Source organism: Pontibacterium sinense (assembly GCF_015209595.1).
Classification (GTDB): Bacteria; Pseudomonadota; Gammaproteobacteria; order Pseudomonadales; family Balneatricaceae; genus Pontibacterium; species Pontibacterium sinense.
In genome coordinates, this window is the sequence record NZ_JADEYS010000002.1 from 65,924 (window position 1) to 89,475 (window position 23,552).

At 49.4% G+C, this 23,552-nt stretch carries 20 protein-coding genes; 14 read left to right on the forward strand and 6 right to left on the reverse strand.

Annotated elements, in window-relative coordinates; genetic code table 11:
- Positions 1-280: 280 nt before the first annotated feature.
- The 3 genes from IOQ59_RS02560 to IOQ59_RS02570 all read left to right on the forward strand — a co-directional run bounded on the left by IOQ59_RS02560 (position 281) and on the right by IOQ59_RS02570 (position 2,198).
- On the forward strand, positions 281-1,174 hold the full coding sequence (locus IOQ59_RS02560; protein ID WP_228050641.1) for an SDR family NAD(P)-dependent oxidoreductase: 894 nt from the start codon (positions 281-283) through the stop codon (positions 1,172-1,174).
- Positions 1,175-1,179: 5 nt separating this feature from the next.
- Entirely contained in the window at positions 1,180-1,668 is a 489-nt protein-coding gene (locus tag IOQ59_RS02565; protein WP_193951695.1) for a nuclear transport factor 2 family protein, read from the forward strand.
- Between the two features lie 62 nt (positions 1,669-1,730).
- Positions 1,731-2,198 carry a GNAT family N-acetyltransferase gene (locus IOQ59_RS02570; RefSeq protein ID WP_193951696.1) on the forward strand — a complete coding sequence of 156 codons (468 nt, stop codon included), beginning with the start codon at positions 1,731-1,733 and terminating at the stop codon, positions 2,196-2,198.
- A 92-nt stretch (positions 2,199-2,290) separates the two neighbouring features.
- Here IOQ59_RS02570 and IOQ59_RS02575 read toward each other — a convergent pair whose 3' ends face one another.
- From IOQ59_RS02575 to IOQ59_RS02585, 3 genes are read right to left on the reverse strand one after another with little or no spacing between them, the layout of a single operon-like run.
- Positions 2,291-3,523 (reverse strand): SAM-dependent methyltransferase, encoded by a 1,233-nt coding sequence (locus IOQ59_RS02575; RefSeq protein WP_193951697.1) that lies wholly within the window; start codon positions 3,521-3,523, stop codon positions 2,291-2,293.
- On the reverse strand, positions 3,510-4,316 hold the full coding sequence (locus IOQ59_RS02580; protein WP_193951698.1) for a DUF1365 domain-containing protein: 807 nt from the start codon (positions 4,314-4,316) through the stop codon (positions 3,510-3,512). The genes IOQ59_RS02575 and IOQ59_RS02580 overlap by 14 nt, the downstream gene beginning before the upstream one ends.
- A complete protein-coding gene (locus IOQ59_RS02585; protein WP_193951699.1) occupies positions 4,309-5,685 on the reverse strand; it encodes an NAD(P)/FAD-dependent oxidoreductase in 1,377 nt (458 codons plus the stop codon). The genes IOQ59_RS02580 and IOQ59_RS02585 overlap by 8 nt, the downstream gene beginning before the upstream one ends.
- A 149-nt stretch (positions 5,686-5,834) precedes the next feature.
- Between IOQ59_RS02585 and IOQ59_RS02590 the strand changes: the two genes are divergently transcribed.
- From IOQ59_RS02590 to IOQ59_RS02610, 5 genes are all read left to right on the forward strand, one after another.
- On the forward strand, positions 5,835-6,431 hold the full coding sequence (locus IOQ59_RS02590; protein WP_193951700.1) for a sigma-70 family RNA polymerase sigma factor: 597 nt from the start codon (positions 5,835-5,837) through the stop codon (positions 6,429-6,431).
- Entirely contained in the window at positions 6,428-7,093 is a 666-nt protein-coding gene (locus tag IOQ59_RS02595) for a ChrR family anti-sigma-E factor (RefSeq protein ID WP_193951701.1), read from the forward strand. The genes IOQ59_RS02590 and IOQ59_RS02595 overlap by 4 nt, the downstream gene beginning before the upstream one ends.
- A gap of 34 nt (positions 7,094-7,127) precedes the next feature.
- Complete coding sequence (locus IOQ59_RS02600) at positions 7,128-8,090, forward strand: YbgA family protein (RefSeq protein WP_228050642.1); 963 nt, start codon at positions 7,128-7,130, stop codon at positions 8,088-8,090.
- A 54-nt stretch (positions 8,091-8,144) separates the two neighbouring features.
- Entirely contained in the window at positions 8,145-9,551 is a 1,407-nt protein-coding gene (locus tag IOQ59_RS02605) for a cryptochrome/photolyase family protein (RefSeq protein ID WP_193951702.1), read from the forward strand.
- A gap of 481 nt (positions 9,552-10,032) precedes the next feature.
- Positions 10,033-10,896: an MBL fold metallo-hydrolase gene (locus IOQ59_RS02610; RefSeq protein WP_228050643.1), complete on the forward strand. Its 864-nt coding sequence runs from the start codon at positions 10,033-10,035 to the stop codon at positions 10,894-10,896.
- Positions 10,897-10,915: 19 nt separating this feature from the next.
- Here the strand turns inward: IOQ59_RS02610 and IOQ59_RS02615 are convergent, their stop codons facing one another.
- On the reverse strand, positions 10,916-11,284 hold the full coding sequence (locus tag IOQ59_RS02615) for a thiol-disulfide oxidoreductase DCC family protein (RefSeq protein WP_193951703.1): 369 nt from the start codon (positions 11,282-11,284) through the stop codon (positions 10,916-10,918).
- A gap of 121 nt (positions 11,285-11,405) precedes the next feature.
- Here IOQ59_RS02615 and IOQ59_RS02620 point away from each other — a divergent pair, with 121 nt between their 5' ends.
- Positions 11,406-12,167 carry an SDR family NAD(P)-dependent oxidoreductase gene (locus IOQ59_RS02620; RefSeq protein ID WP_193951704.1) on the forward strand — a complete coding sequence of 254 codons (762 nt, stop codon included), beginning with the start codon at positions 11,406-11,408 and terminating at the stop codon, positions 12,165-12,167.
- Between the two features lie 94 nt (positions 12,168-12,261).
- On the opposite strand, the gene folE is transcribed toward IOQ59_RS02620, so the two are convergent.
- Positions 12,262-12,900 (reverse strand): GTP cyclohydrolase I FolE, encoded by a 639-nt coding sequence (folE, locus tag IOQ59_RS02625; protein ID WP_193951705.1) that lies wholly within the window; start codon positions 12,898-12,900, stop codon positions 12,262-12,264.
- 129 nt (positions 12,901-13,029) lie between these two features.
- Here folE and IOQ59_RS02630 point away from each other — a divergent pair, with 129 nt between their 5' ends.
- Positions 13,030-13,581 (forward strand): DUF3833 family protein, encoded by a 552-nt coding sequence (locus tag IOQ59_RS02630; protein WP_228050644.1) that lies wholly within the window; start codon positions 13,030-13,032, stop codon positions 13,579-13,581.
- Position 13,582: 1 nt separating this feature from the next.
- Here IOQ59_RS02630 and IOQ59_RS02635 read toward each other — a convergent pair whose 3' ends face one another.
- Positions 13,583-14,605: an NAD(P)/FAD-dependent oxidoreductase gene (locus IOQ59_RS02635; protein WP_193951706.1), complete on the reverse strand. Its 1,023-nt coding sequence runs from the start codon at positions 14,603-14,605 to the stop codon at positions 13,583-13,585.
- A gap of 346 nt (positions 14,606-14,951) precedes the next feature.
- Between IOQ59_RS02635 and IOQ59_RS02640 the strand changes: the two genes are divergently transcribed.
- The 4 genes from IOQ59_RS02640 to IOQ59_RS02655 all read left to right on the forward strand — a co-directional run bounded on the left by IOQ59_RS02640 (position 14,952) and on the right by IOQ59_RS02655 (position 23,547).
- On the forward strand, positions 14,952-20,240 hold the full coding sequence (locus tag IOQ59_RS02640) for a diguanylate cyclase (protein WP_193951707.1): 5,289 nt from the start codon (positions 14,952-14,954) through the stop codon (positions 20,238-20,240).
- Positions 20,241-20,462: 222 nt separating this feature from the next.
- Entirely contained in the window at positions 20,463-21,029 is a 567-nt protein-coding gene (locus tag IOQ59_RS02645; RefSeq protein ID WP_193951708.1) for a response regulator, read from the forward strand.
- Positions 21,030-21,115: 86 nt separating this feature from the next.
- Positions 21,116-21,898 (forward strand): phosphate/phosphite/phosphonate ABC transporter substrate-binding protein, encoded by a 783-nt coding sequence (locus tag IOQ59_RS02650; RefSeq protein ID WP_443094386.1) that lies wholly within the window; start codon positions 21,116-21,118, stop codon positions 21,896-21,898.
- A 26-nt stretch (positions 21,899-21,924) separates the two neighbouring features.
- On the forward strand, positions 21,925-23,547 hold the full coding sequence (locus IOQ59_RS02655; protein ID WP_193951710.1) for a sensor histidine kinase: 1,623 nt from the start codon (positions 21,925-21,927) through the stop codon (positions 23,545-23,547).
- Positions 23,548-23,552 lie beyond the last annotated feature (5 nt).

The following is a 23,552-nucleotide window of genomic DNA, read 5'->3' on the forward strand; positions in this document are numbered from 1 at the left end:
CGTTAGGTATTGCCGTTAAGCATCGGTTGCTCATCGTGCTATTGGTGTTGGTTGGGTGCGCGTCGCCTATGCAGGGTGCGTTGTCCGATCTGTCACAGACTTGTATAACAGGGCCTTTCGCTGCAATAGTCGAACGTGGGCCCAACGTTTTATGGACTACTAAACCTCATGATTTGGCTGTAAATCTTATAGCGGAGCATAGAATTCAGTGCTGGCCGCTATCGGCGGACCTGAAGAGTATGACGCCGAGCTTTAATCCGTATGCTGAGCCGGAGGATGAATGCCGTTATCCTGTCGTAACGGCCAATGCCAACACACAATTTATACTCTGATTGATCCGTTTTCACGTAGCACCGTACAACCAAGTGTTATGAATACACATATCTCTGCACAGCAAACCCACCAAAAGCTGCCATGGACACGCGCGTGGGTAACCGGCGCGGGACGTGGCATTGGCGCCGCTATAGCTGCTGAGCTTTGTCACGGTGGCGTCGATGTTTATGCATCGGCTCGATCTGAAGAGGCGCTTATTCAGTTAGCGTCAGATCTCGGGCAATGTCGAGGCTCAATCACTCCAATCCCTCTCGATATTTGCGACGATACCCAGATTCGCGCACTCACTGAATCCTGGCAACAAACTGATAGCTGGCCCGATCTGGTAATATTGAATGCAGGCACACATGATCCGTTTCCAGCGAGAGAACTAACCGCGCAGCGCAGTATCCAGTTACTCAATACCAATCTCAATGGCACACTTAACTGTCTTGAGCCCGTTCTTAAGCATTATATCGATCAGGATCGGGGGCAGATTGCGATCATGGCATCGGTTGCGGGATATCGCGGATTGCCAACAGCGGCGGCATACGGTGCCAGCAAGGCTGCTCTGATCAATTTATGTGAAGCACTGCGGCTTGATCTGGCGGGGAGTAACGTTAAGTTGCAGGTGATCTGTCCAGGTTTTGTCCGCACGCCTCTCACCGATAAAAACACCTTTAGCATGCCAGCATTGATGGAGCCGGAAGACGCGGCAAAAGAGGTCATTGGTGGTTTACAGTGTGAATGTTTCGAGATTACTTTCCCTAAGCGGTTTGTGTACTGGTTAAAACTGCTGCGCATTTTGCCATACAGCTGGTATTTTAAACTGGTCGAAAAAGCCACCCGCACAGGAAAGTAGCGATTATGTCTTTAGAGCAGACACCGTCAAAGACGTTTACGCCTGTATCATCCGCCGACATCGAATCCAGTCTACGGTGTTATGCCGATGTACTGGCATCCCTCACGGTTGAGTCATTACCGGCGTTAGTTGCGCTGACCAGTGAGCAGATCCGGTTCAGTGACCCGTTTCACAGGATTGAAGGACAGGATCACTTTAGGGCAATCATGCAGGATATGTTTACCCGGCTTGATGGGGTGTGTTTTTGCGTGCATCAGGTGGCACCGGTTGCCAATGAGACTATGCGAGGTGGTTTCTTATACTGGACGTTTACCGCCAGCAGTAAATTAACAGGAACCTTTAGTTTTGACGGTACCAGCTGTATAGAGCTGGATGCAGAAGGCTTGGTTCAGGTACACGAAGACTACTGGGACAGTGCAGCGTTGTATCGCCATATACCCGGTTTGGGGTTGTTGTTCAGATGGCTGCAACGCAAAGCGGCCTGTCAGATGTGATCTATTCCTCGTAACTTAGGCGATTCACTGTACTTCATCTCCCATCCTCCTTAAGAATATACATGCAGATTAGACACTATCAGGAAGCGGATGCGCGTGAAATTACGACTCTGTTTCATGACTCGGTCCATGCCATTGACCGACGACTTTATACGGATCAAGCGCTTGAAGCCTGGTCTCCCACGCCGCCGGACTATGAACACTGGCGGGCACGCCTTACGCTCAAAAAACCATTTGTTGCAGATATCAACGGTCAGATTGTCGGTTTTATCGAATTAGATACCGATGGTCATATCGATTGCCTGTACGTCCATAAAGATTATCAGCGGCAGGGTATTGGCCAGTCACTGCTGAAACACTTGTGTGATATTGCGAAACATAGAGGGTATGAGCGGTTATATGTGGAGGTCAGCAAAGCTGCAAAACCCCTATTTGATGCCTTGGGTTTCGAGACTCTGGGTGTAAATCAGATTGAGCGGAGGGGATCTGTATTGACGAATTTTAGTATGCAGTATTTTCTGAAGCCCTGAAGCCCTGAAGCCCAGAGGATCCTAGGATCCCGAAGCGATAAGGCTAAGTAACGCGTTCTACGTCTTAGCCCTGTGTCTATTGATGAGATCTATCACTTCACATCTGCACGCTTCAGCTGATACAAACCGACGTTGATACTGCCCTGATCGAACCCGCCTTCACAGTAAGCCAGATAGTAGCGCCACAAACGGTAGAACCGTTCGTCAAACCCCTGCGATTTAATTGTGTTCCAGCGGGTTTCAAACGCATCGCGCCAGTGACGTAAGGTGTGGGCATAGTCTGGTCCGAAAAGCAGCTTCTGTTCTAACTTGAAACCATGCAACTCAAACTTGTCTTGCAGCGCTTCGATACTCGGTAACATTCCCCCCGGGAAGACATATCGTTGGATGAAGTCGGCCTGTTTGCGATAGGTTTGGAAGCGTTCGTCATCAATCGTAATCACTTGCAGAACGACGTTACCCCCGGGCTTCAATATGCGTTTCAGCGTCTTGAAATAGGTATCCCAGTGGGCTTCGCCAACGGCTTCAAACATTTCGATCGAGACGATACCATCGTATTGATGGTTCAGGTCACGGTAGTCGGTGAGGCTTAAATTCACTTTTTTGTCTAACGCCGCGTTACGAATTCGGGCTTTAGCCCAGGCTAATTGTTCCTGAGACAGCGTAACGCCGTGCACATCAAGGTCGTGCTCAACGGCGGCCTGTTCAGCAAAACCGCCCCAGCCGCAGCCGATCTCTGCGATATGATCACCGGGACTGGCATTTAGCATCTCCAGAATTCGGGCATATTTGTTGCGCTGTGCATCTTCCAGCGGTTGAGTGGGTTGCTCAAAAAGGGCGGCAGAATACGTCATCCCCGGATCAAGCCACTCTTTATAAAAGTTATTTCCCAGATCGTAGTGGGCGGCAATATTGCGTTTACTGCCTTGTTTGCTGTTATCTCGTTGCCGGTGATAAAGGTTGTGCAGTACACCAGTAAAGAATTGAGCTTTTGCCATTGAGGAGAGAGCGTCTTCGTAGCTGAGCGCCCAGTGAATGAGCGCCGTTAGGTCAGGGCTATCCCATTCTCCTGCCAGATACCCTTCGGACCATCCATTCGCACCACCAAACAGCAGTCTGGCAAGCGGGCGATAACTGTGGAGTACCACAGTGGCTGCGGGCTGGTTGTTGCCAAAATGGCATTGAACGCCGCTGGGTAAAGTGAGTTGGAGACTGCCACATGTATTGTCGAGTCGCTGGTGTAAGAAACTGATCAGCTGACGTTCCAAAAGACTGGGAGCAGTCTGTTTAACGGAGGAGGAGCTTGGACAGTTAATGGCTTTCATGATGGATAACTCCGTGTTTGTCCTGCCAGCTGATGCTGTAGTGTTCGCCCGGTGTACGGGGCTGGATTTTGACATTCTTGCGCCACAGGCGAAGGGCTTCCCAGTGGATCGCAGTCATCACTTTCAGTGTCATCAATGGATATCTGATAAATGCCTTCAGAAGGCCTGCGTCGGTCAGCGACGCATGTTTGCCACTGAACATGGCATGTAATACGGCTTTACCTGAATCCCGCTCAGTTTGTCGGATATTGACGGCAACCTTTTGTGCTGGGGGCAAGATGCGAAAGCTGTACCCGGTGTTCATAGGCATAAAGGGACTGACGTACATCTGCTTATCGCATTGTTGGCGTACGTGACCGGTTTTGTCCTGTTCTGCCGTGAGCAGATAGGTGTGTCGTTGCCCGAACGTGTTACTGACTTCGTAAAGAATGATTTCCAGCTTTGCATCGCTGTTGTAACAGAAGTACACACTGAGCGGATTGAAGGTGTAGCCCAGTATGCGTGGGTAACAGAGCAGCCGGATGTGAGCAGTCGCAGAGTTATAGCCGCGTTCCACGAGTATCTCAGTGATCTGATCGCGTAATTTCCCAGTGCCACGCCCGTGATCCTTTTCGTGGAATGAAAAGAGATTAAAGCGGTTGAGTGAGAACAATCGATGCTGTTCATCGAGACTCTCCAGTTCATCCAAATTCAGACAGAGTGAAAATACACGGTAGATGAACCGGTGTTTTTTGGGTCTGAACCGATGATGCATCACGACGCCTTCATACAGCGAAGAGCTGAGATCAGCCATGGGCCTGTTCCTTCAGATCAGCAAAGACACCTGTAGAACTCCGAGTGGATGACACATGGATCCGGCTGTTGGGGTCATCTAGTGTCCATGGCCGAGGAATACCGCCCAGTTGTTCCGCCACGGCAAGGCCTGCCTGAAGACCATCTTCGTGGAATCCATAGCCGAAATAAGCACCGCAGAACCAGGTGTTCTGACGACCTTGTAGTCCCCACAATAGCTTTTGAGCGGCCATCGCTTTGTTGCTGAATTGCGGATGATCATAAAAAAAGCTGCGCAGGATACTGCCGTCAGCCGGTTCTTTATTTGGGTTAAGTGACACAAACAGAGGATGCTCGGTGTTCAACGGCTGCAGTGCGTTCATCCAATAGCTCACGGAGACCTGATGCTCTCGCCCATCTCCGCGTTCCGCCATATAGTTCCAGCTGGACCACACCGTTTCCCGCTGTGGCATCAGCGATGCATCGGTATGTAGAAACGCCTGATTTCTCAAATAGGGAAACTGCCCAAGTAAATGTTGTTCTTCTGCCGTGGGTTCAGCAAGCAGGCCCAGTGCTTGATCAGAGTGACACGCCAGCACCACGTCATCGTAGTATTCGCGGCGCCCGTGGATGTCTTCAATAATGACCTGATTGTTTTGTCGAAGAATACGATGGATGTGACTGTTGAGACGAATGCGATCCTGTAAAGCTTCTCCAATGCGGCTGACATAGTTACGACTTCCGCCGATCACGGTGCGCCACTGTGGACGGTCTTTCAGCTGAGCCAGACCATGGTTACTGCAAAACCGCAGGAAACTGCTGGCGGGGTATTGAAGCATCTGATCTACCGGGGTTGACCAGATAGCGGCCCCCATTGGCAACAGGTGGTCGTAAATAAATCGGTCCCCGTAGCGGTGTTGTTTGAGTAAGTCGCCCAGCGACAACATCTCAATATCCGCTTGTTGCCCCATACGCTCAGACTCGCGGTAGAAGCGCAGTAAATCACGGATCATCGACCAAAATGATGGTTTCAATAGGTTACTTTTTTGAGCAAATACGCCGCTAAGTCCTGTGCCAGAGTATTCCAAATCCCCCTGATTGACAGAGATCGCAAAGGACATATCCGTTTCACAGGTGTTAACGCCAAGCGTGTTGAACAGCTGTACGAGATTGGGGTAGTTCACAGGATTAAACACAATGAATCCGGTATCTACATCCACACTGTCGCCGCCGACGTCAACGGTGACAGTATGAGCATGTCCGCCGAGACGATCGTCTTTCTCATAAAGGGTGACATCGTGTGCTTTATTCAGCAGCCACGCGCAACTGAGGCCGGTAATACCGGAACCTACAACAGCTATTTTTCGGGGGCGTATTGCAGCGATATTCATGGTTTCGTCCATAATGAGTACGTTGTTTCATGTTACGCAGCCTAGACCATAAAAGATCACAAAAAAATTTGAGGCCGGATTTAGCGGCTTTTATGACCTGATAGAAAATAAAACTGATCCGGTGATGCACAAGGAGCGTAGGAGAAGATATGGAAAGCAAACCGCCGGGAGATGACGTGGAAAAAGTTGTGACAATAAACAGAGATCAGTCTGCTAGCCGGGAATGGACGCGCTTGCTTGCTCAGTTCGCTGAAACCCGTGATAAAGCAGAGTACGTTCAACTGTTCCGTCACTTCGCTCCCAAAGTCAAAGGATACATCGTGCGTTTGGGGCTTACTGATGCAACGGCGGAAGAGTTGATGCAAGAGACGATGTTAGCGGTGTGGAATAAAGCGCATTTGTACAACCCGTCTAAGGCGGCAGCGAGTACCTGGATTTTTACACTGGCAAGAAACCAAAGCATTGATTGGATGCGTCGTCAGAAGTACCCCGAATACGAGCTGGAAGACTGGCACGTGGGTGAAGATGAAGGCGATGCGGGGGAGCAAAGTGTGCTCTCTGATCGTATGGCTGGCGCGATTAAAACGTTACCTGAAAATCAGGCGCAGGTTATACATATGTCTTTTTTTGAAGGGCGCTCTCATCAGGAGATAGCTGACCGAATAGGTATCCCCTTGGGGAGCGTGAAGTCCCGTCTCCGTTTGGCAGCGGATAAGTTGAAAACGATCTGGAGGGCTGAAGTATGAGCATCCGTCATCATCTGGATGAAGCAACCCTGCTAAGTTACGCTGCTGGATCAATGTCTCAGGCGATGGCGCTGGTCACTGCCTGTCACTTAGTAATGTGTTCACAGTGTCGTACACGGGCACAGCAATCTGAAGCGATTGGGGGGGCTCTACTAGATAGCTTGATACCGGCCTCTGTGAATGACGATGCCCTGGCATCAGTATTGGCGGCGATTGATGCTCAAGATGAGACCGTGCAGATTCGCTCGGTTAAACCGCCATCACAGCGTCCCTCTGTAAAGTCAGATGTGCCTGCGCCACTGGCGGACTATATTGGTGAATCGTTTGATGATGTCGAGTGGAAACGCATTGTGCCCGGTGTCTATTATTTTGATCTGCCCTGCCAAAGTGGTGGTGTATCCCGTTTATTGCGGATCGCACCCGGCAAAGCGATGTTGCCACACAGCCACGACGGTAATGAGCTGACCTTGGTGTTACGTGGCTCTTTTACTGATGAAATCGGCCGTTTTGCGGCGGGTGATATTGCCGATCTGGATGATCAGATTGAACATCAACCCTTAGTGGACAGCGCCGAAGATTGTATTTGTCTGGTCGCAACGGATGCGCCACTGAAGTTTACAACCCTGTTAGGTCGCCTGGTGCAACCGATGACCGGCTTTTAAGCTGAAGCATAAACGAATGCAGGAGAGCATCGACATGAACGATATAGCCAGCCTTTCAATTCCAGTGGGTATCAGTGCCTGTCTGTTAGGACAGAAAGTACGTTTTGATGGTGGTCACAAACGCTCTGTTTATTGTCTCAACATATTGAGCGAGTGTTTTGATTTTAAACCCTTCTGCCCGGAAGTTGCGGCAGGCCTTGGGACACCGCGTCAACCTATTCGTTTAGTGGGTGATGCCGCTGACCCACGCGCTTTAGGCACCCGGAACCCGGATCTTGATGCAACCGATGGCTTGGCCGAGCATGCTGATTTTGTGACTGAGCACCATCCCGAACTCTGCGGTTACGTCTTGATGAAAGGCTCGCCAAGTTGCGGAATGGAGCGGGTGAAGGTCTATCACCCCAATGGTATGCCCAATGAAGCGGGTAGCGGAATTTTCGCCGCACGTTTGATGGCCAATAATCCTGCGTTACCGGTAGAGGAGGAGGGGCGTCTCAATGATGCGGTGCTACGTGAGAACTTCATTACGCGTGTCTTCGTCTATTACAACTGGCAACAAGAGGTTGCGACCGATCCGTCCGTTCACAGCATCATCCAGTTCCACAGCCGACATAAATATCAGCTGATGGCACACTCGTATAAAGGCTACAAAGAGTTAGGACGCTATCTGGCAAGTGATGCGCCACAACAGCCGTTGGATGAGGTGATGAATCACTACATTCTGACGTTGATGACTTTCCTGAAGGAACGTGCCAACCGTAAGAGTCACACCAATGTGTTGATGCACATTATGGGGTACATGAAGAAGGACCTTGATCAGGACACCAAACAGGATCTCCTGACCACGATCGAGGAATACCGTACACGAAAAGTACATCTGGTCGTTCCGCTGACATTGCTGAAGCACTACCTGAAACGACATGGTAATGACTATATCCTCTCCCAGGCGTATCTTGATCCTTACCCGCATGAGCTGGGACTGAGAAACTATATCTGATCGCTTATCTACCACAGGGAGGTGGCACGATAAAACAGATCTGAAGGACATTCTATGAAACTGGTTTGGTTCAGAAATGACCTGCGGGTGCGTGATAATCAAGCGCTCTACCGTGCATGTGAGGCATTCAATGGGATTCCGGTTGTTGCCGTTGCTGTACTGACTCCAGCGCAATGGTTGATGCAGGATGAAGCGAATAGCCGTGTTCAGTTTTGGTTGGCGAACCTTCGTGAGTTGAGCAAGGATCTGGCGGCGCTGAATATCCCGTTAAAAATTCTCCGAGCGGGCAGTAACAACGAAGTGCCCGATCAACTTTTGGCTCTTGCTACAAGGCTTAACGCAGAATCCATCTACTTTAATCATGAGTATGCTGAGTATGAACAACGCCGAGACGACGCCGTTCAGATGCTTTTCCAGCAACATCAGCTAAGCGTGGAGGCTTTTCACGCCGACACGATTATTACCCCGGGTAGCGTGCGGAACAAACAGGGACAGCCATTCAAAGTGTTTACGCCGTTTAGCAGGGCGTGGCGTGTCCGGTTCACCGATGAGTGGCCAGAAACTTTGCCCATGCCCGCGCCACAACCGCTCTGCACGGTGCAGGCTGATCCTATACCTGATGCGTTGGTGTACGACGCTCCGGTACAGAGTATCTGGCATGATCAACTCTGGCCTGCAGGGTCCGAAGAAGCCCATCAGCGTTTAGCACTTTTTGCGCAAAGCAAAGCGGCTGAGTACAAGTCCCGTCGTGATTTTCCCGCGATGGACGCAACGTCAGCGTTGTCCCCGTATCTGACTGTGGGCGCTATATCATCGAGGCAATGTCTGTCGGGGTTGAGGGCGTATTCAGGTGACCCTGAATGGTTGGATAATCATTGGACATCTGAGTTGATCTGGAGGGAATTCTATCGCCACCTGCTGGTGGATTTTCCTGAGATGAACCGGTTGTTGCCGTTTAAACCGGATGTGGAAAGTCGGCTAACCTGGTCTTCAGATGATCAGCTATTTGATGCATGGTGTCGGGGTGAAACCGGCTTTGCGCTGGTTGATGCGGGTATGAAGCAGTTGCTTGCCACGGGATGGATGCACAATCGACTGCGTATGGTGACGGCTTCCTTTCTAACTAAACTATTGCGACAGGATTGGCGCAAAGGGGCTCGCTTCTTTATGCAACATCTTATCGATGGCGACTTTGCCTCCAACTTGGGCGGATGGCAGTGGAGTGCTTCAGTGGGTGCGGATGCCGCGCCATATTTCAGGATTTTCAGTCCTATGCGGCAAGCTGAGCGATTTGATGCCCAAGGTGAATATGTTGCACGCTGGATACCGGAGTTGGCTTCATTGAACGGTGTCCAACGTATTGATCCTATGTTTGGGGCGGGTGAGGGTCGGCCTTTGCCGATTATTGACTATGTTCACGCGCGAAGTCAGAGCCTGGATGACTATAACCAGGCCAGCTGACCACATGTAAACCGGAGGTATCGTTATGAAATTGTCCACGGATCTCAAGATTGTTCAGGTTATTGCCGTTATTGTGCTGGCGTTTACCGCAGTACACGCATATGCCGGCTAGAACAGAGAGTCTTATTCGCCAATACGGAGTGCCGCATTGAAACAATTAGGTCAGGAAGAGCAGGGTAATCTGTATCAGTCGTGATCTCGCTGCGGAGCATACACTGACGTATAACGTTGTTGGTCATCGAAAAATGGTTTGTATTTTATTGCAACTCGATGTGCAGGTGCGCGCAGATGTTAAGTCGATCTTCGAGCGTTCTGTGATCTGAGCACCTGCGAAACTCAGGTGTTGTATGCCAGATGCGCCTCTTTAGACCCAACCTCCGAATTAACGGATAAGTTGTCGGATCCCCGTTCCTCAATCTGTATTCAAGCTATCATTCCCTTATTAGCAGTGTATGAGCTTTGTTAAATTGGGAGTGTCTCCATGTTTACCCGTTTGTATCGCCATCTTATTGTTTTGCTGATGTGTTTGTGTAGTTCATTTGCATTTGCGGATTACAGCATTGAAAAGATCAACGGCGACCTCTATCGATTTGTGGATGATCGGCATCGTTCAGTATTTTTGGTCAAAGATGATGGGATTCTACTGGTTGACCCACTGAATCATGATGCAGCGAGTTGGCTAAAAGCCGAACTGAAAAAACGGTTTGATAAACCCATCAAATACGTGGTGTATAGCCATAATCACGGGGACCATATCTACGGAAGTGAAGTGTTTGACGATCCTGAGACGGTGTTTGTGTCTCATGTGCTAACCAAGCAGGATATTGTTGAGACGCGGACAAAAGTGGTTGTACCGGAAATAACCTTTCAAGATCAGCTGAACCTTTCATTGGGGGATAGCGAAGTGCAGTTACGCTATCACGGTCCCAATGATGGTCGAGGGTCAATCAGCATGCTCTTTGCGCAGGAGAAAACCCTGTTTGTTGTCGACTGGGTAATAGTCGGACGGATGCCGTGGCGTAAGCTGTGGAGTTACGATATCCGGGGCATGATCAACTCCACGCGTGTAGTTTTAACGCTCGATTTCGATACGTTTGTTGGCGGCCATGCTGATATGGGGACGAAAGCAGATGTCGCGCGTTATCTGGGGTATATCGAAGCTCTTCAGGCTGCGGTAGTAGACGGTATCCATGAAGGTAAAACCATCACTGATATGAAGGAATCGATACGACTGGATGAGTACAAAGATTTCCGTAACTACGAAGCGTGGTTGCCGTTGAATATAGAAGGTGTTTATGAGCGCCTGGTCGAAGAGTCGGGCATGGGGTGGAGGCCCGATCTTTGAGGGACAGTGCAGTGCGTGGTCAGTCAGGAATCTGACAGCCTTCTTTGCAGCGTGAACGGAAACGTCGACGCGCGAACCGTTGATACACTATGTCCATCAAACCTATGAGCTTGAGTCCCACGACAACCCGTGCCAGCCATCGATAATAGGGAAGCTCGCGCCAGATGACGACGAACGAATAAACACCTCGGTGCAGATCTCCATTGTGATCGGTTGTGTGCAGCCATTTCATCGCATCGCTAAACTCTATGCCACGTTTAGCCAGATTGTCTCGTTCCTGCCATATATTGCGCCAGTTCACCCGTTGATCAGTGTCCAGCCGGATATAGTGATTGATCTCCTTACGGCACAGTGGGCAGTCGCCATCGTAAAAAACTTCAGGTTTCATCGTCGCATTACTCCTATGGGTCAGCGAATTGGCTGACTGCAGATTCCTTTACGTGCCACTTCGATGATCGGTTCAGTGCGGGTTTACGTAAGTATTGAGACAGGGGTGAAAGGGGATTTTTATGATCAGTTTACAAAGTTTCGGCCGGGACTTAAACGCAGTCGTCATAGGAGGTTCTGGCGGTATTGGATCAGCACTGGTTGCGCAGCTGCTAATGTGTCCGGATGTTAAGTGCGTGACCGCCTTTTCGCGCTCTGGGATTTCGGTTGATGACGAGATGTCACGAGCGCCATTGCGTAAGCTTGAATGCCATCCTATCGATCTGATGTCTGAGAGCAGTATCAAGGACGCGAGTGATGGGGTGTCGGAAATGACGATTGATCTGATCATCGTGGCGACAGGTATTTTACACAGCAAAGACATTCGTCCAGAAAAGAGTTTGAACGCGTTGGGGGCTGATAGCTTTAGCGCGGTCATGCAGATGAATGCGCTGGCACCGATGCTGGTTGCGAAACACTTTCTCCCGAGAATGCGCAAATCCGGAAAATCGGTATTTGTTGCGCTGTCGGCGCGGGTAGGCAGTATCTCAGATAATCGCCTGGGCGGGTGGTATAGCTATCGGGCGAGCAAAGCGGCGTTGAATATGTTGCTTAAGACATTATCGGTAGAAAGTCATCGCACCCATCCTCAGTTAATCGTAGCGGGGTTGCATCCGGGAACGGTTGATACCGCTCTGTCCTGCCCGTTTCAGCGAAATGTGGAACCGACGAAATTGTTTAGTCCATCTCAGTCAGCAGGCTATTTGCTCGATGTTATCGATGGATTGGATCATTCAAACAGTGGCGGGGTCTTCGCGTGGAACGGCAGCCAGATTGAGGCGTAAGGGGTGGTGTATGAAACGAAACATTGGATGCAAATAAAAAGACCTTGATCTCCAACGAAGGATCATCAAGGTCTTTTTTACATCTGTGGCTGAATCAGGCCAGAAATTCTGCGCGTGTGCGGTCGTTCGTTTTAAAACTACCACCGAGGGCTGTTGTGCAGGTGGACGAATTGACGTCCATCACACCGCGAGACTTCACGCAGTAATGGGTGGCTTCGATGCTAACTGCAACATTCTCTGTATCCAGCAAGGTTTGCAGTGCGATCAGAATCTGCTGAGTCAGACGTTCCTGCACTTGTGGGCGCTGTGCAAAGAAACGCACCAGTCGATTAATCTTGGATAGCCCAATGATCTTATCGCCCGGGATATAGGCGACCTTGGCCACGCCATCAATTGTTACGAAATGGTGTTCGCAGGAGCTGGTCAGGCCGATATCACGCACTTTAACCATCTCTTCTACGCTCATCTTATTGTCGATCAGACACATGGCTGGAAATGTTTCGTAGTCCAGACCCGAGAAGATCTCGTGCACGTACATTTTGGCGATACGATGAGGAGTCTCGGTCAGGCTGTCGTCGCTTAGGTCCAAGCCCAATGTGCCAAGTACTTCGGTCATCAGTCCTTTGATTCGGTCGTACTTTTGGTCACTGGTATAACCTGTCTCGATCAGCGGCGTTTCCAGACCCTTTTCGATCAATTTATTGCGTACCGCTTCTGCTTCGGGAGAAATCATTTCTAGTCCTGTCTTACGGGTGTTTCCGGCTTCTACGTATGCTGTCAGAAATTGGATTGCTGCTTTATCGGAAGAGTGATCTGCATCGGGCTATCTTGCGTAATCTTCCTAGAGCGGGGTCATGCACAGATGATTGTGTTTCCCTACACACCACCACACAGTCATGACTGTTTTATTTCTGACAACTTTAAACGACACATTATACCTATGATTAACTCTACGTATGCAAATGAAGCTGAGGAATTTGATCTTTTTTCCTATTTTCAGGGAGAAACCCGAGCATGGGGCCTGTTTGAAGACCGTTTCGGCGTAGTTCGACGCCAATTTGTCGTACAGATTGTAGGTGAAATTAAGGCTGGCGAACTGACTCTAACTGAAGATTTTGCATACGCAGGTGGGATAACTGAGCAACGTATCTGGCGTATTCGCCGGACAGGAGACTGCGATTTTCGAGGGCTGTCTGAGGATATATTTGATCAGGCGGTTGGGCATCGTGATGGGAATACGCTGTATTGGCGTTACACAATGAAAATACACATCGGTGGTCAGTGGTGGCGTGTGAAATTTGATGATCGTATGTATATGCTGCCTGAACAGACGTTGGTGAACCGGGCCCGAGTGAGTAAATTAGGCATCACTCTGGGCACCGTATCTCTTTTTTTCAAAAAAACGAATTCGTAAATCAGATATCGAGCTTCGCTTCCTGGCGTGCCAGAATGTGGTCCGCTAGTGCATTGCCACTTCGCCAGGCGCTTTCACTGTCCGCGATTTTTTCCGAACCCTGTCCATGTAACCAGTCCCCACATACACCAATGCTGCTCTCTTGCCGCCATAGATAGGTTCTATCGGTATCGGACTGTTGGCGAGCATATAGCCATCGATGAGCGCGATGCTCTTCAACATCTAGTGGCACGGACATGAGATCCTGAAAAGCTGCGAGTAACTGCTCGGCGACAGCTTCTGTCGATGCGTCCTGATGCTCTTTGCTCCAGTCGCTATTGGCTTCTATTGTCCAGATTTCTGCACGTTGCGCACAACTCCTCCCAGGTTTTGCGCTATCTTTGATCGCGCGCGCCAAAATCGGGTGGTCTCCCTCCAATAAACCCGCGTTTAGACCGGATGGCGTATTCAGTGTTACAACGAGCATCCAGGCAGGTAAGGTTTGTACGGTTGCAGCACGTTCTGCATAGCGCGGAACGGCTTCAAGCAGCGGAGCTGCCTGAGGTGCAGGTGTTGCGACAACAACATGATCAAAGTGGCCCACCGCGTTACCTGATTCATCTCTGACAACAACACCTTGCGTTTCTGGCCAGATATACCCGATACGGGTGGAGGTGATGAGTTTCGCACCTTGCAACAACGCTCGGGTCAACGCACTCTGACGGGGTGTTGCCGTATACATCGTCTTGGTATTGAGTTTATGGCCTGCGAAGTCAGTAATCTGAGGTTGCCAGCCAATCAGCTCGGGTTGAAAACTCAGCCATTTACGAAACTCAGGACTGACGGCATCAAAAAACGGAGCGCCTAAATCAGCACTGTTATTACCCATTCGGCAGCCTGCGTGACGGCCGCCTGTGCCGCGGCTTTTATCAAATACGGTGACTTTATATCCCTGAATCAGCATCCTTCGGGCAAATACTGCCCCTGCCAAACCGGCCCCGATTACAGCGATATGTCTTTCCTTGGTGGTGTCCTTCGAATTCATTTGATCCTCAATGTCTTTCGGGTCACTTCTGTCTACTAGTCCATAGTAGGGCGCGAAGGTTACAGTCCTGCAGCGTTAGTTCAAGTGACTACGCTCAAGATTTTGTAATTTTATTAGGCTTTTCTAATGGAACTCTTACGACGTATATAGCAGGTCAGATCATTGATGTAAGTTATTGTATGGTAAGGATGAAGCCCAAATTGATCGATAAAGGTATTAGGTGAGTTCTTTCTGATGTAGTAGTTTCAGGTAGCAGGGAAAAGCAATATAGTAATCCGTACAACAAAGAGGGACTCTTCCTTAAGCCGAAGGGAACGACTACGCGCTGGGGTTCCGAGGACATTTCATGGTGCACACTCGCTCATCTTCGATTTTATCGGATGACTATCTACAGCTAACCCCTGTAGGAAAAGAACAAGATCAGACTGTATTTGAGCGCTCCTACCTACATCGGTTGCCCCCTTTTGAAGTTGCTGCCGCACTCAAAAATGAAAACCATATACTGAGTTACCTAAATGGCAGTGGCGCGCCGTATTTGCATGCATCTGAAGTGAATAGCCGTGATACAAAAACGCTTCTGCGCACCGAGTGTCGCATACCGCTCAATGAGCTTTCACCGTTGCAGCTGTCACTTCGTCAGCGGTTAAAAATTGCGGTCAGCATGGCGAGAGCGTTGTGTGAAATCCACGAAAGAGATGTTCTGCACCTGGCCCTGCGTCCCGCAACATTTTTGTTTAGTGCTGATTTTGAACGCGCAGTGTTGTTAGATTTTTGTTCGGCCCGGCATGTGCCGAAAAATACTGCGGATTTGACCGGTTTTCGGCCAGTTATGGCTAAGCCTCATTTTTTAGCCCCGGAACAGGGTTATCAGTTTTCTCATACGCTAGACCGGCGTACGGATCTATATGCTTTCGGGTGTGTGCTGTATTGGTTGTTCTGCGGTGAGGCCCCGTTTTATGGGTTGAACGATGATAATGCGATCGGATATGCGCAGATCGCCCAGCCGTTGATCATTGATATCAAAACGGGCGTATCGGAAGAACCTGATGCACGTATAGAGAGGATGAGCACAGCACTGAGTGCCGTTTTAAGTGCATTGTTAGAAAAGGAGCCATCCAACCGTTACCAGAGCTGCCCGGGGATGTTGGCTGATTTGCAAGCCGTACTCGCGTACGTGCCAGAGCAAGGGGCTTTTAGTATTCGAGGTCAGGATTGTTCCGACTGTTTGTATATCCCGCAGCGCTTATATGGGCGTAATGTAGAAACACAAGCGTTAATGCAGGCGTTTCAGCGGGTAGCGAAGGGGTCTTCGGAAGCGTTTCTGATTGCGGGATACTCTGGCGTCGGAAAATCAGCGGTGGTAAATGAAGTACGATTGCCTGTCTTGCAGTCCAATGGCTTGTTTGTGACCGGTAAGTTTGATCAGTATCGGGGCGGTACACCCTACAGTGCAATTGAACAGGCATTTAGTCAGTTTATTCGTACTTTGTTGGCATTACCTGATATTGAAGTGGAGACGTGGCGTGATCGATTAGAGATTGCGTTGAAGCCTAATGCACAAGTGCTGATCGATATTCTACCGGACTTGGGGTGTTTATTGGGGCCTCAGCCAGAACCGGTCCCTCTCGGGGCTGAGGAGCAACAGAATCGCTTTAACCGAGTATTTTTGCAATTTGTGCGGGTAATTTGTACAGCTCACAAACCACTGGTCGTATTTATTGATGATTTGCAGTGGGCCGATCTGGCAAGCATCAATCTGTTACGCATGCTGATGATGGACACGGAAAATCGTTATTGTCTTTTGTTGGGGGCGTATCGGAACAATGAAGTCGATGACCGACACCCGTTTAGCCGCATACTGCAAGATCTCATGGCAGAGCAAAGTCGGCTCAGCCAGATTGATTTAAAGCCTTTGCCGCTGAGGGCTTTGCATGAGGTTATGCGAGATACTCTTGGGCTGCCTTTGGCGCAGATTCAGTCCCTCGGCGATCTGGTGTATCAGAAAACTGCAGGTAATCCGTTTTTCTTCCGCCAGTTTCTGCATGAGCTGTATCAGCAGGAGTTATTGGTCTTCGATTACAGTCAGAATCGCTGGCGTTGGTCCGAGTCAGATATTGAAAGGCAAGCCAGCACGGACAACGTGATTGATCTGATGATCGCAAAAATTGGGCGTTTACCGCAGAAAACCCAGCGCGCACTCATGCAGGCATCATGTATCGGAGCGCGTTTCCCGACTGACCTGGTGACTGAGGTCGATACGGCGAATACCACGTTGGATGAGATCCTGAAGCCTGCATTGGATATGGGGCTCATACAGCATGTGCATAACATGCAGGGCAGGCCTACTAAAGGCGAGCTCAGTTTCCTGCATGATCGGGTTCAGCAGGCTGCGTATTCCATGTTGGATGAACAGGATCGTATGCAGTTGCATTACCGCATCGGGTGCCTGTTGTTGGAACGGTTTGCGGAGATTGATGAAGATACTGCAGATCACCGCTGTTTCGATCTGGTTTCCCATTTCAATTGCGCCTTAGCGTTACTGAATGAACAGCAACGTGAACAGGTGATGGCGCTCAATCTTCAAGCTGCAAAGAAAGCGAAGTCTACCTCGGCTTACAAAATTGCGAATGAATATCTGGAGTATTTCTTTGAACTAGCACAATCGTCCAGTTTAGTGGCTCAGAGCGTCTTGTTTGATGCTGAACTGGAGAGACTGGAGTGTCTCTATCTTGCCGGTGAATATGAGTGTGCAGAACGGCTGCGTCCCTCGCTGGAAGGGCGCGGAGAGAACGTAGATCAAACAGCGCGTGTGCATGTTGTTTTGATCACTCAGTACACCCGAGTCGGCCAGTTGGACAAAGCCATTACCCAAGCTCAGTATGCGCTGAGGGATCTGAATTATCCGATGCCCGTTGAACCCACGATGGATGATGTCTGCGCGGCCATCGAATCTGTTCAGCAGTTGTTGTCAGAAACTTCATTTCATCAGCTGAGTCAAAAAACACCGATTTCCAACAAGAAGGTTCTCCTTCAGCTCGATATTCTGATGGCTATGCAGCCATGCTGTTATAACTCTGGATCGTTATTGTTTCCGCTGACCATTCTTGGCTTGCTGCGTTTGACTTTGACTGAGGGCAACAGCCAGCACTCGTCTTACGTATATATGATGTACGGTCTCATGTGCACCAAGGTACTCAAAGATTACGACACGGCATTTGAAGCGGCAAAATATTCCCGCATCGTGGGGGAGTCTTTTCCTGCGAGCCCGCTAATTGAGGGGCGTTTACAGATGATGCTAAGTAATTTTGTCCTGCCATGGCAGCAGCCGTTGATGTTGAGTAGCCATGTGAGGGATGCCGCTTACCATCAATGTCTAGAGCAGGGCGATTATTATTGGGGTGTGCACACGTATATCTTTGGTTTCTATGCTGATCTGATGGTGTGTAGCAGTGTGGAAACATTGCTACATCGAACGGAACAAGTCTCAATCACCTGTGAAAGGATTAAGCAACCTGCACAGGTATATCTGAGTACCTTGCAATGCAATCTGCTGAAAGTGCTCTCGGGTGAGTTGGATAATCAGCATTCCTTGGATCATGTGTCCGGTTATGAGGCTGAAGCACAGGCGTATTACGTAGAAACCAACTATATGTGTGGGCGTTATGATCGATTGCTGGGGCGTCTCTTGCAGAGTTACCTGTTTGGCAACTATGAGGAGGCATTGAAGGTATCGTTGTCGGTTGAACTGACGCCTGCAGATTTGGACGAAGGTATTTTTCATGAAGCAGTGTACACCCAGTTCAACCTGTTGGCGCTGCTAGCACTAAAACAGGTTCGGCCCGATGCAGTACGAGAACAGTGGCAAAGCTGGTTTGACCAACACTGGACGTTGTTGCAACGGTGGTATGCAATGAACGCCGACAATTTCGCACCAGGCTATTATCTGGTGAGCGCAGAACTTGCCGCACTTGAAGGCAAAGAGATCAACGCGTTAGACGCGTTTGAGCGGGCTATCCTCAGCGCCCGGGATGGTGGTTTTGCGTTATGGCAAGCACTGGCAAATGAGCGGATGGGTAAATACCGGATTAGCTGCAAGCAAAGTACGTTGGGTAAAGCGTACCTGGAAGAATCGATCAGCCTTTATCATGGTTGGGGGGCGGGAGCAAAAGCCGCTGAGCTAGAGTGTTTTGTGCGTACCCTGAGTCCTGAACACGTTATCTCTGCGGGGCATCGCTACGACCTGCACTTGATCAGTACAGCGACACAGGAGTTGTCCCGGTTGCTAGGCGAGGGGGAACTTTCTCAGCGGATGTTAAGCTGGGCGACGAAGGTCTCGGGTGCGCAGCATGCCGCATTGTATATGTGGACTGATCAGGGGTGGTCGCTGAAAAATGTACAGCAAAACGGTGTGGATTTGGATCCGATCGCGGATGTGCCAATCATGCCGGTAGCCATGTTGAATTATTGCCGGAACAGTCAATCGGTGCTGATTCTGGACGATGCCTTGAACAAAGGTGACTTTGTGCTTGATCCATATGTCACCCTCTCTGGTAGTCGCTCCGTGCTGCTTATCCCGCTTTATCATCATGATCGGTTAATCAGTGTCTTGCATTTGGATCATCGCGATACACGTAATCTATTTACCGCACAGCGTTTGAGGGTGTTGGAATTACTTAGCAACCAATTCGCCAGTAGTTACCACAATAGTGTGTTGTATGGGCAATTGCAGACTCACAACACGGTGCTGGAAAATGTAGTGCAGAGCAGAACCCATGAGTTACGGCAAAAATCTGATCATTTGGAAGCGGTGCTGGATGCGTTACCAATTCCTTATGTTATGACACGAGAAGAAGGTTCGATTATCGAGTGCAATACGCTCTTTATGAGACATTTCGGGCTGACGCATGACGCCATAAGCAAAACGGATGTTAGTACCTTCTACGCCGATCCAAAGGATCGTAAAAGAATGCTAGAGGAGTTGTCTGATCAGGGGCAGGTGATCGGTTTTGAATGTCAGCTCCAAACCCTGCAGGGGGAACGCTGTTGGGGCTTATTCTCGGCAACTTACATTGATGTGAATGATGAGCGTCGGATCTTTGCTGCGGTCAGTGATATTTCTGAGCGCAAAGCGTTGGAACACCAATTGTTGGAACAGGCCAACACGGATCCACTAACGGGTGTTTATAATCGAAGGGCGCTACTCAGTCTAGGCAACCAGTTGCGCAATGGATCCGATGAGAAACCACTGTGTATTGCTATGATCGATCTAGATCATTTCAAACACCTTAATGATACCTATGGGCATGTTGCGGGTGATCACGTATTAAAAGCGTTTACTGAGGCTGTTCAGCGAGAGCTGCGAGAAGCTGATCTGTTCGGAAGGCTGGGTGGGGAAGAGTTTGCAGTGATCCTGCCCGACCTTGATTTGGAGCGTGCAGCGATTGTCTTGGAGCGCATACGGATGATGACCGAAATGTTGGTTGTCGCATTTGATCAGCGGGAAATGCGCTTAACGATGAGCGCCGGGCTGGCGTGTTGGCACACAAGTGAAACTATGACTGATGTGCTTGGTCGGGCTGACTTGTGCTTATATGATGCGAAGCAATCGGGTCGCAATCAGATCAAAGCAGACTAGACTGTACGGACGATAGAAGTATTGGCCTTGCGCCATATGCTCTCTTCTAGCCGGCTGGCAGAAAGATCTGGTCTTACATTGTTGCTCCGAGTCATCCCGAAGCATCATGTCTTTTTATTATCCTCGTGACTCTGAATGATATTTTTAGTCGCATATGTCGCATATGTCGTATAACTAGTCTACGCTTCAATGAAGCAAAACGTAGCAGGGTTGAATTGACCTATGAGAACACTCACAACCGGTGATATTGCAAAATTCTGTGATGTTAACCAACGCACGGTTATTCGGTGGCTGGATAAGGGCGTCTTAAAAGGCTTTAAGCTACCAGGGCGTGGCAATAATCGCGTGAAACTGGATGACTTCGTCAGCTTTTTAAAGCAGAACGGAATGCCAATTCCCGAGCAGCTTGCGGAAGACGCTCAACCGAAGGTGCTTGTCGTAGATGACGAACTTGCAATTGCTAATGCCATCCGCCGTACGCTGAAGCCTTTGGATGTGAGTATAGAGATTGCGAACGGCGGCTTTGAAGCGGGCAGTCAGCTGATGATGCTAAAGCCCGACCTGATGACCCTTGACCTGAGTATGCCGGGCATGAACGGATTTGATGTAATCAAGTTTGTTCGCAGCACTGAAGAGATCGCAAATACGCAAATTCTTGTCATTTCTGCACTGAATGAAATAGAGCTTGGTAAAGCGATTGAGCTGGGTGCGAACGGCGCACTCTCAAAGCCTTTCGATAATGATATTTTGCGTCAGGCAGTGTCTGATTTACTGTCGATCAAAGCCTAAAGCAACCCCAAGGATAGGTGATAATGGTTATGAAAACTGTCGTAAAGAAAATTCTAGGCGCAACGTTGGTTTCTGGCGCGGTTGCTATGGCCGCCGTGCCGGTACAGGCGGAAACCCTAACATTTGGGATTGTACCCCAGCAGTCTGCGAAAAAATTGGCCCGCCTGTGGACCCCGATCTTCAAGCACCTGAGTAAAAAAACAGGCACCACTATTCGGTTTGCGACTGCCCAGAATATTCCAACATTCGAAAAAAGGATGCGTGCGGGAGAATATGATGTGGCTTACATGAACCCATATCACTATACGGTGTTCAGCCAAAAACCAGGTTATGACGCGATTGCCCGCCAGAAAGACAAACGAATTAAGGGAATTGTCGTTGTTCGTAAAGACAGTCCTTTGAAAACCCTCGCTGAATTGGATCAGAAAAAACTGGCTTTCCCGTCTCCAGCCGCGTTTGCTGCGAGCGTGTTGCCGCGTGCCAAAATGGAACAGGAAGGGATGAACATTGAACCTAAATACGTTTCGTCCCATGACTCTGTCTATCTGAGTGTTTCAAAAGGTTTCTTTGTGGCTGGTGGCGGTGTGATGCGAACGTTTAATAACACAACGCCTGAAGTTCGCGAGCAGCTACGCGTGTTATGGAGTACTCCAACGTATACACCACATGCTATTGCGGTGCATCCACGCGTGAAACCGGAAACTGTCGCTAAACTGAAGCAAGCCTTGCTGGAGATGAATACGGATCCAAGCGGCCAAAGCCTACTCAAAACGATCAACTTTAAGGGCTTAGAGTTGGCGGAAAACGGCGACTGGGATGATGTGCGAGGGCTGAACATACGCTTGTTGGATAACCTGCTTGCGCAATAAGGGATTAGCTTTTTCAGGAGTGTTTGGTGTCACTGCGTCTTAAAACCATTTTAGGTATCGCCACAATTGAGGCGATTCTGCTGATATTACTGGTGTCTATGACGCTGGATTACCTTCGTAGTACGAACTACGAAGGTATGGTTAAGCGTGCTTCCACCACAGCAACACTGTTCGCAACCACCAGCAAAGATGCCATCCTTTCCTATGATCTGGCGTCACTCGACGCCTTTGTTACAGAAGTCATGCGTAATCCTGATTTGGTGTATGCACGTGTGCTTGGTCCCGAGGGTGAATTGTTTGCACAAGCGGGGGATGCCGAAGCGCTCGCGCGCCCATTTCAGGTGGATTTGGATGTCCCATCGGTAAGCGATGGGATATTTGATACGCGCGCAGAAGTATTTGAAGGCGGAGAGAATTACGGACAGGTGCAGATGGGGCTGGATATCAGCAGCATGAATGCGAAGATTGAAGAGGCACAGAAATGGAGTGCCGCGTTAGCCGCTATTGAGATGGGCTTAGTGGCGTTATTCTCATTCTTATTAGGCGCCTATCTGACGGGGCAATTAAAAGTACTGCGTGGCGCTGCACGTGATATATCCCAAGGCAATCTGGATGTTGAACTGCCGGTTCGAGGCAGTGATGAAATCGCTGATGTAACCCGTGCATTTAACAAAATGGCTTCTAATTTACGTGATGCTAGTGCCCGGAGAGATCAGTTTGAGCAACAGTTGCGCAGCCTGAATCAATCGTTGGAAAGCCGTGTAAAAGAACGCACAGAAGATTTGATCAATAAAAATCAGGATCTGGAAAGTGCGAACCGTGAGATTAAAGACACGCAGGCTAAGCTGCTTCAGTCTGAAAAGATGGCCTCTGTGGGCGTACTGGCTGCGGGTGTTGCGCATGAGATCAATAACCCGGTGGGTTATGTTCTGAGTAATATTAAAACCTTAGAAGGATATGTTGTTACCTATCAGGTCTTGCTAGAACAATATCAGCTATTGGCGGCGTTAACGGATGATCAAGCTCGCGCGAAGAAAATGTCCGAAATCGAGGCGTATGCGCAAGCTCAGGATCTGGACTTTATTCGTGATGATTTGGAGGGGCTGCTTAAGGACTCTCTGGAAGGCGCTGAACGTGTCAGGGATATTGTTCGTGGCCTCAAAGACTTCTCGCACGTTGACCAAACTGAGGATTTTCGCCCTCATGACATGAACGAATGTATCCGTACTACCCTGAAGATGGTTGATAACCAGCTTAAATATCACTGCAAAGTGATAACCGATTTGGCGGACTTGCCTAAAAGTTACTGTTCTCCAGGGAAGATTAACCAAGTTATTTTGAATTTGCTGGTGAATGCGGGGCAGGCTATAGAGGACAAAGGCGCTATCAAGGTGACGTCTCACTTTGATGGTAGTCATATTGAGATTCGGGTAACGGATAACGGAAAGGGCATAGAAAAGGGTGCGATCGAAAAGTTATTTGATCCTTTCTATACCACAAAACCTGTGGGCGAGGGCACAGGCCTTGGGCTGGCAATCTCATATGGCATAGTAAAAGAACACCAAGGCGACATTCTCGTACAAAGTAAACCGGGTGCAGGGACCAGCTTTTCGCTGGTATTTCCATTACTGCAACATGCACCTGCTTAAGCGCA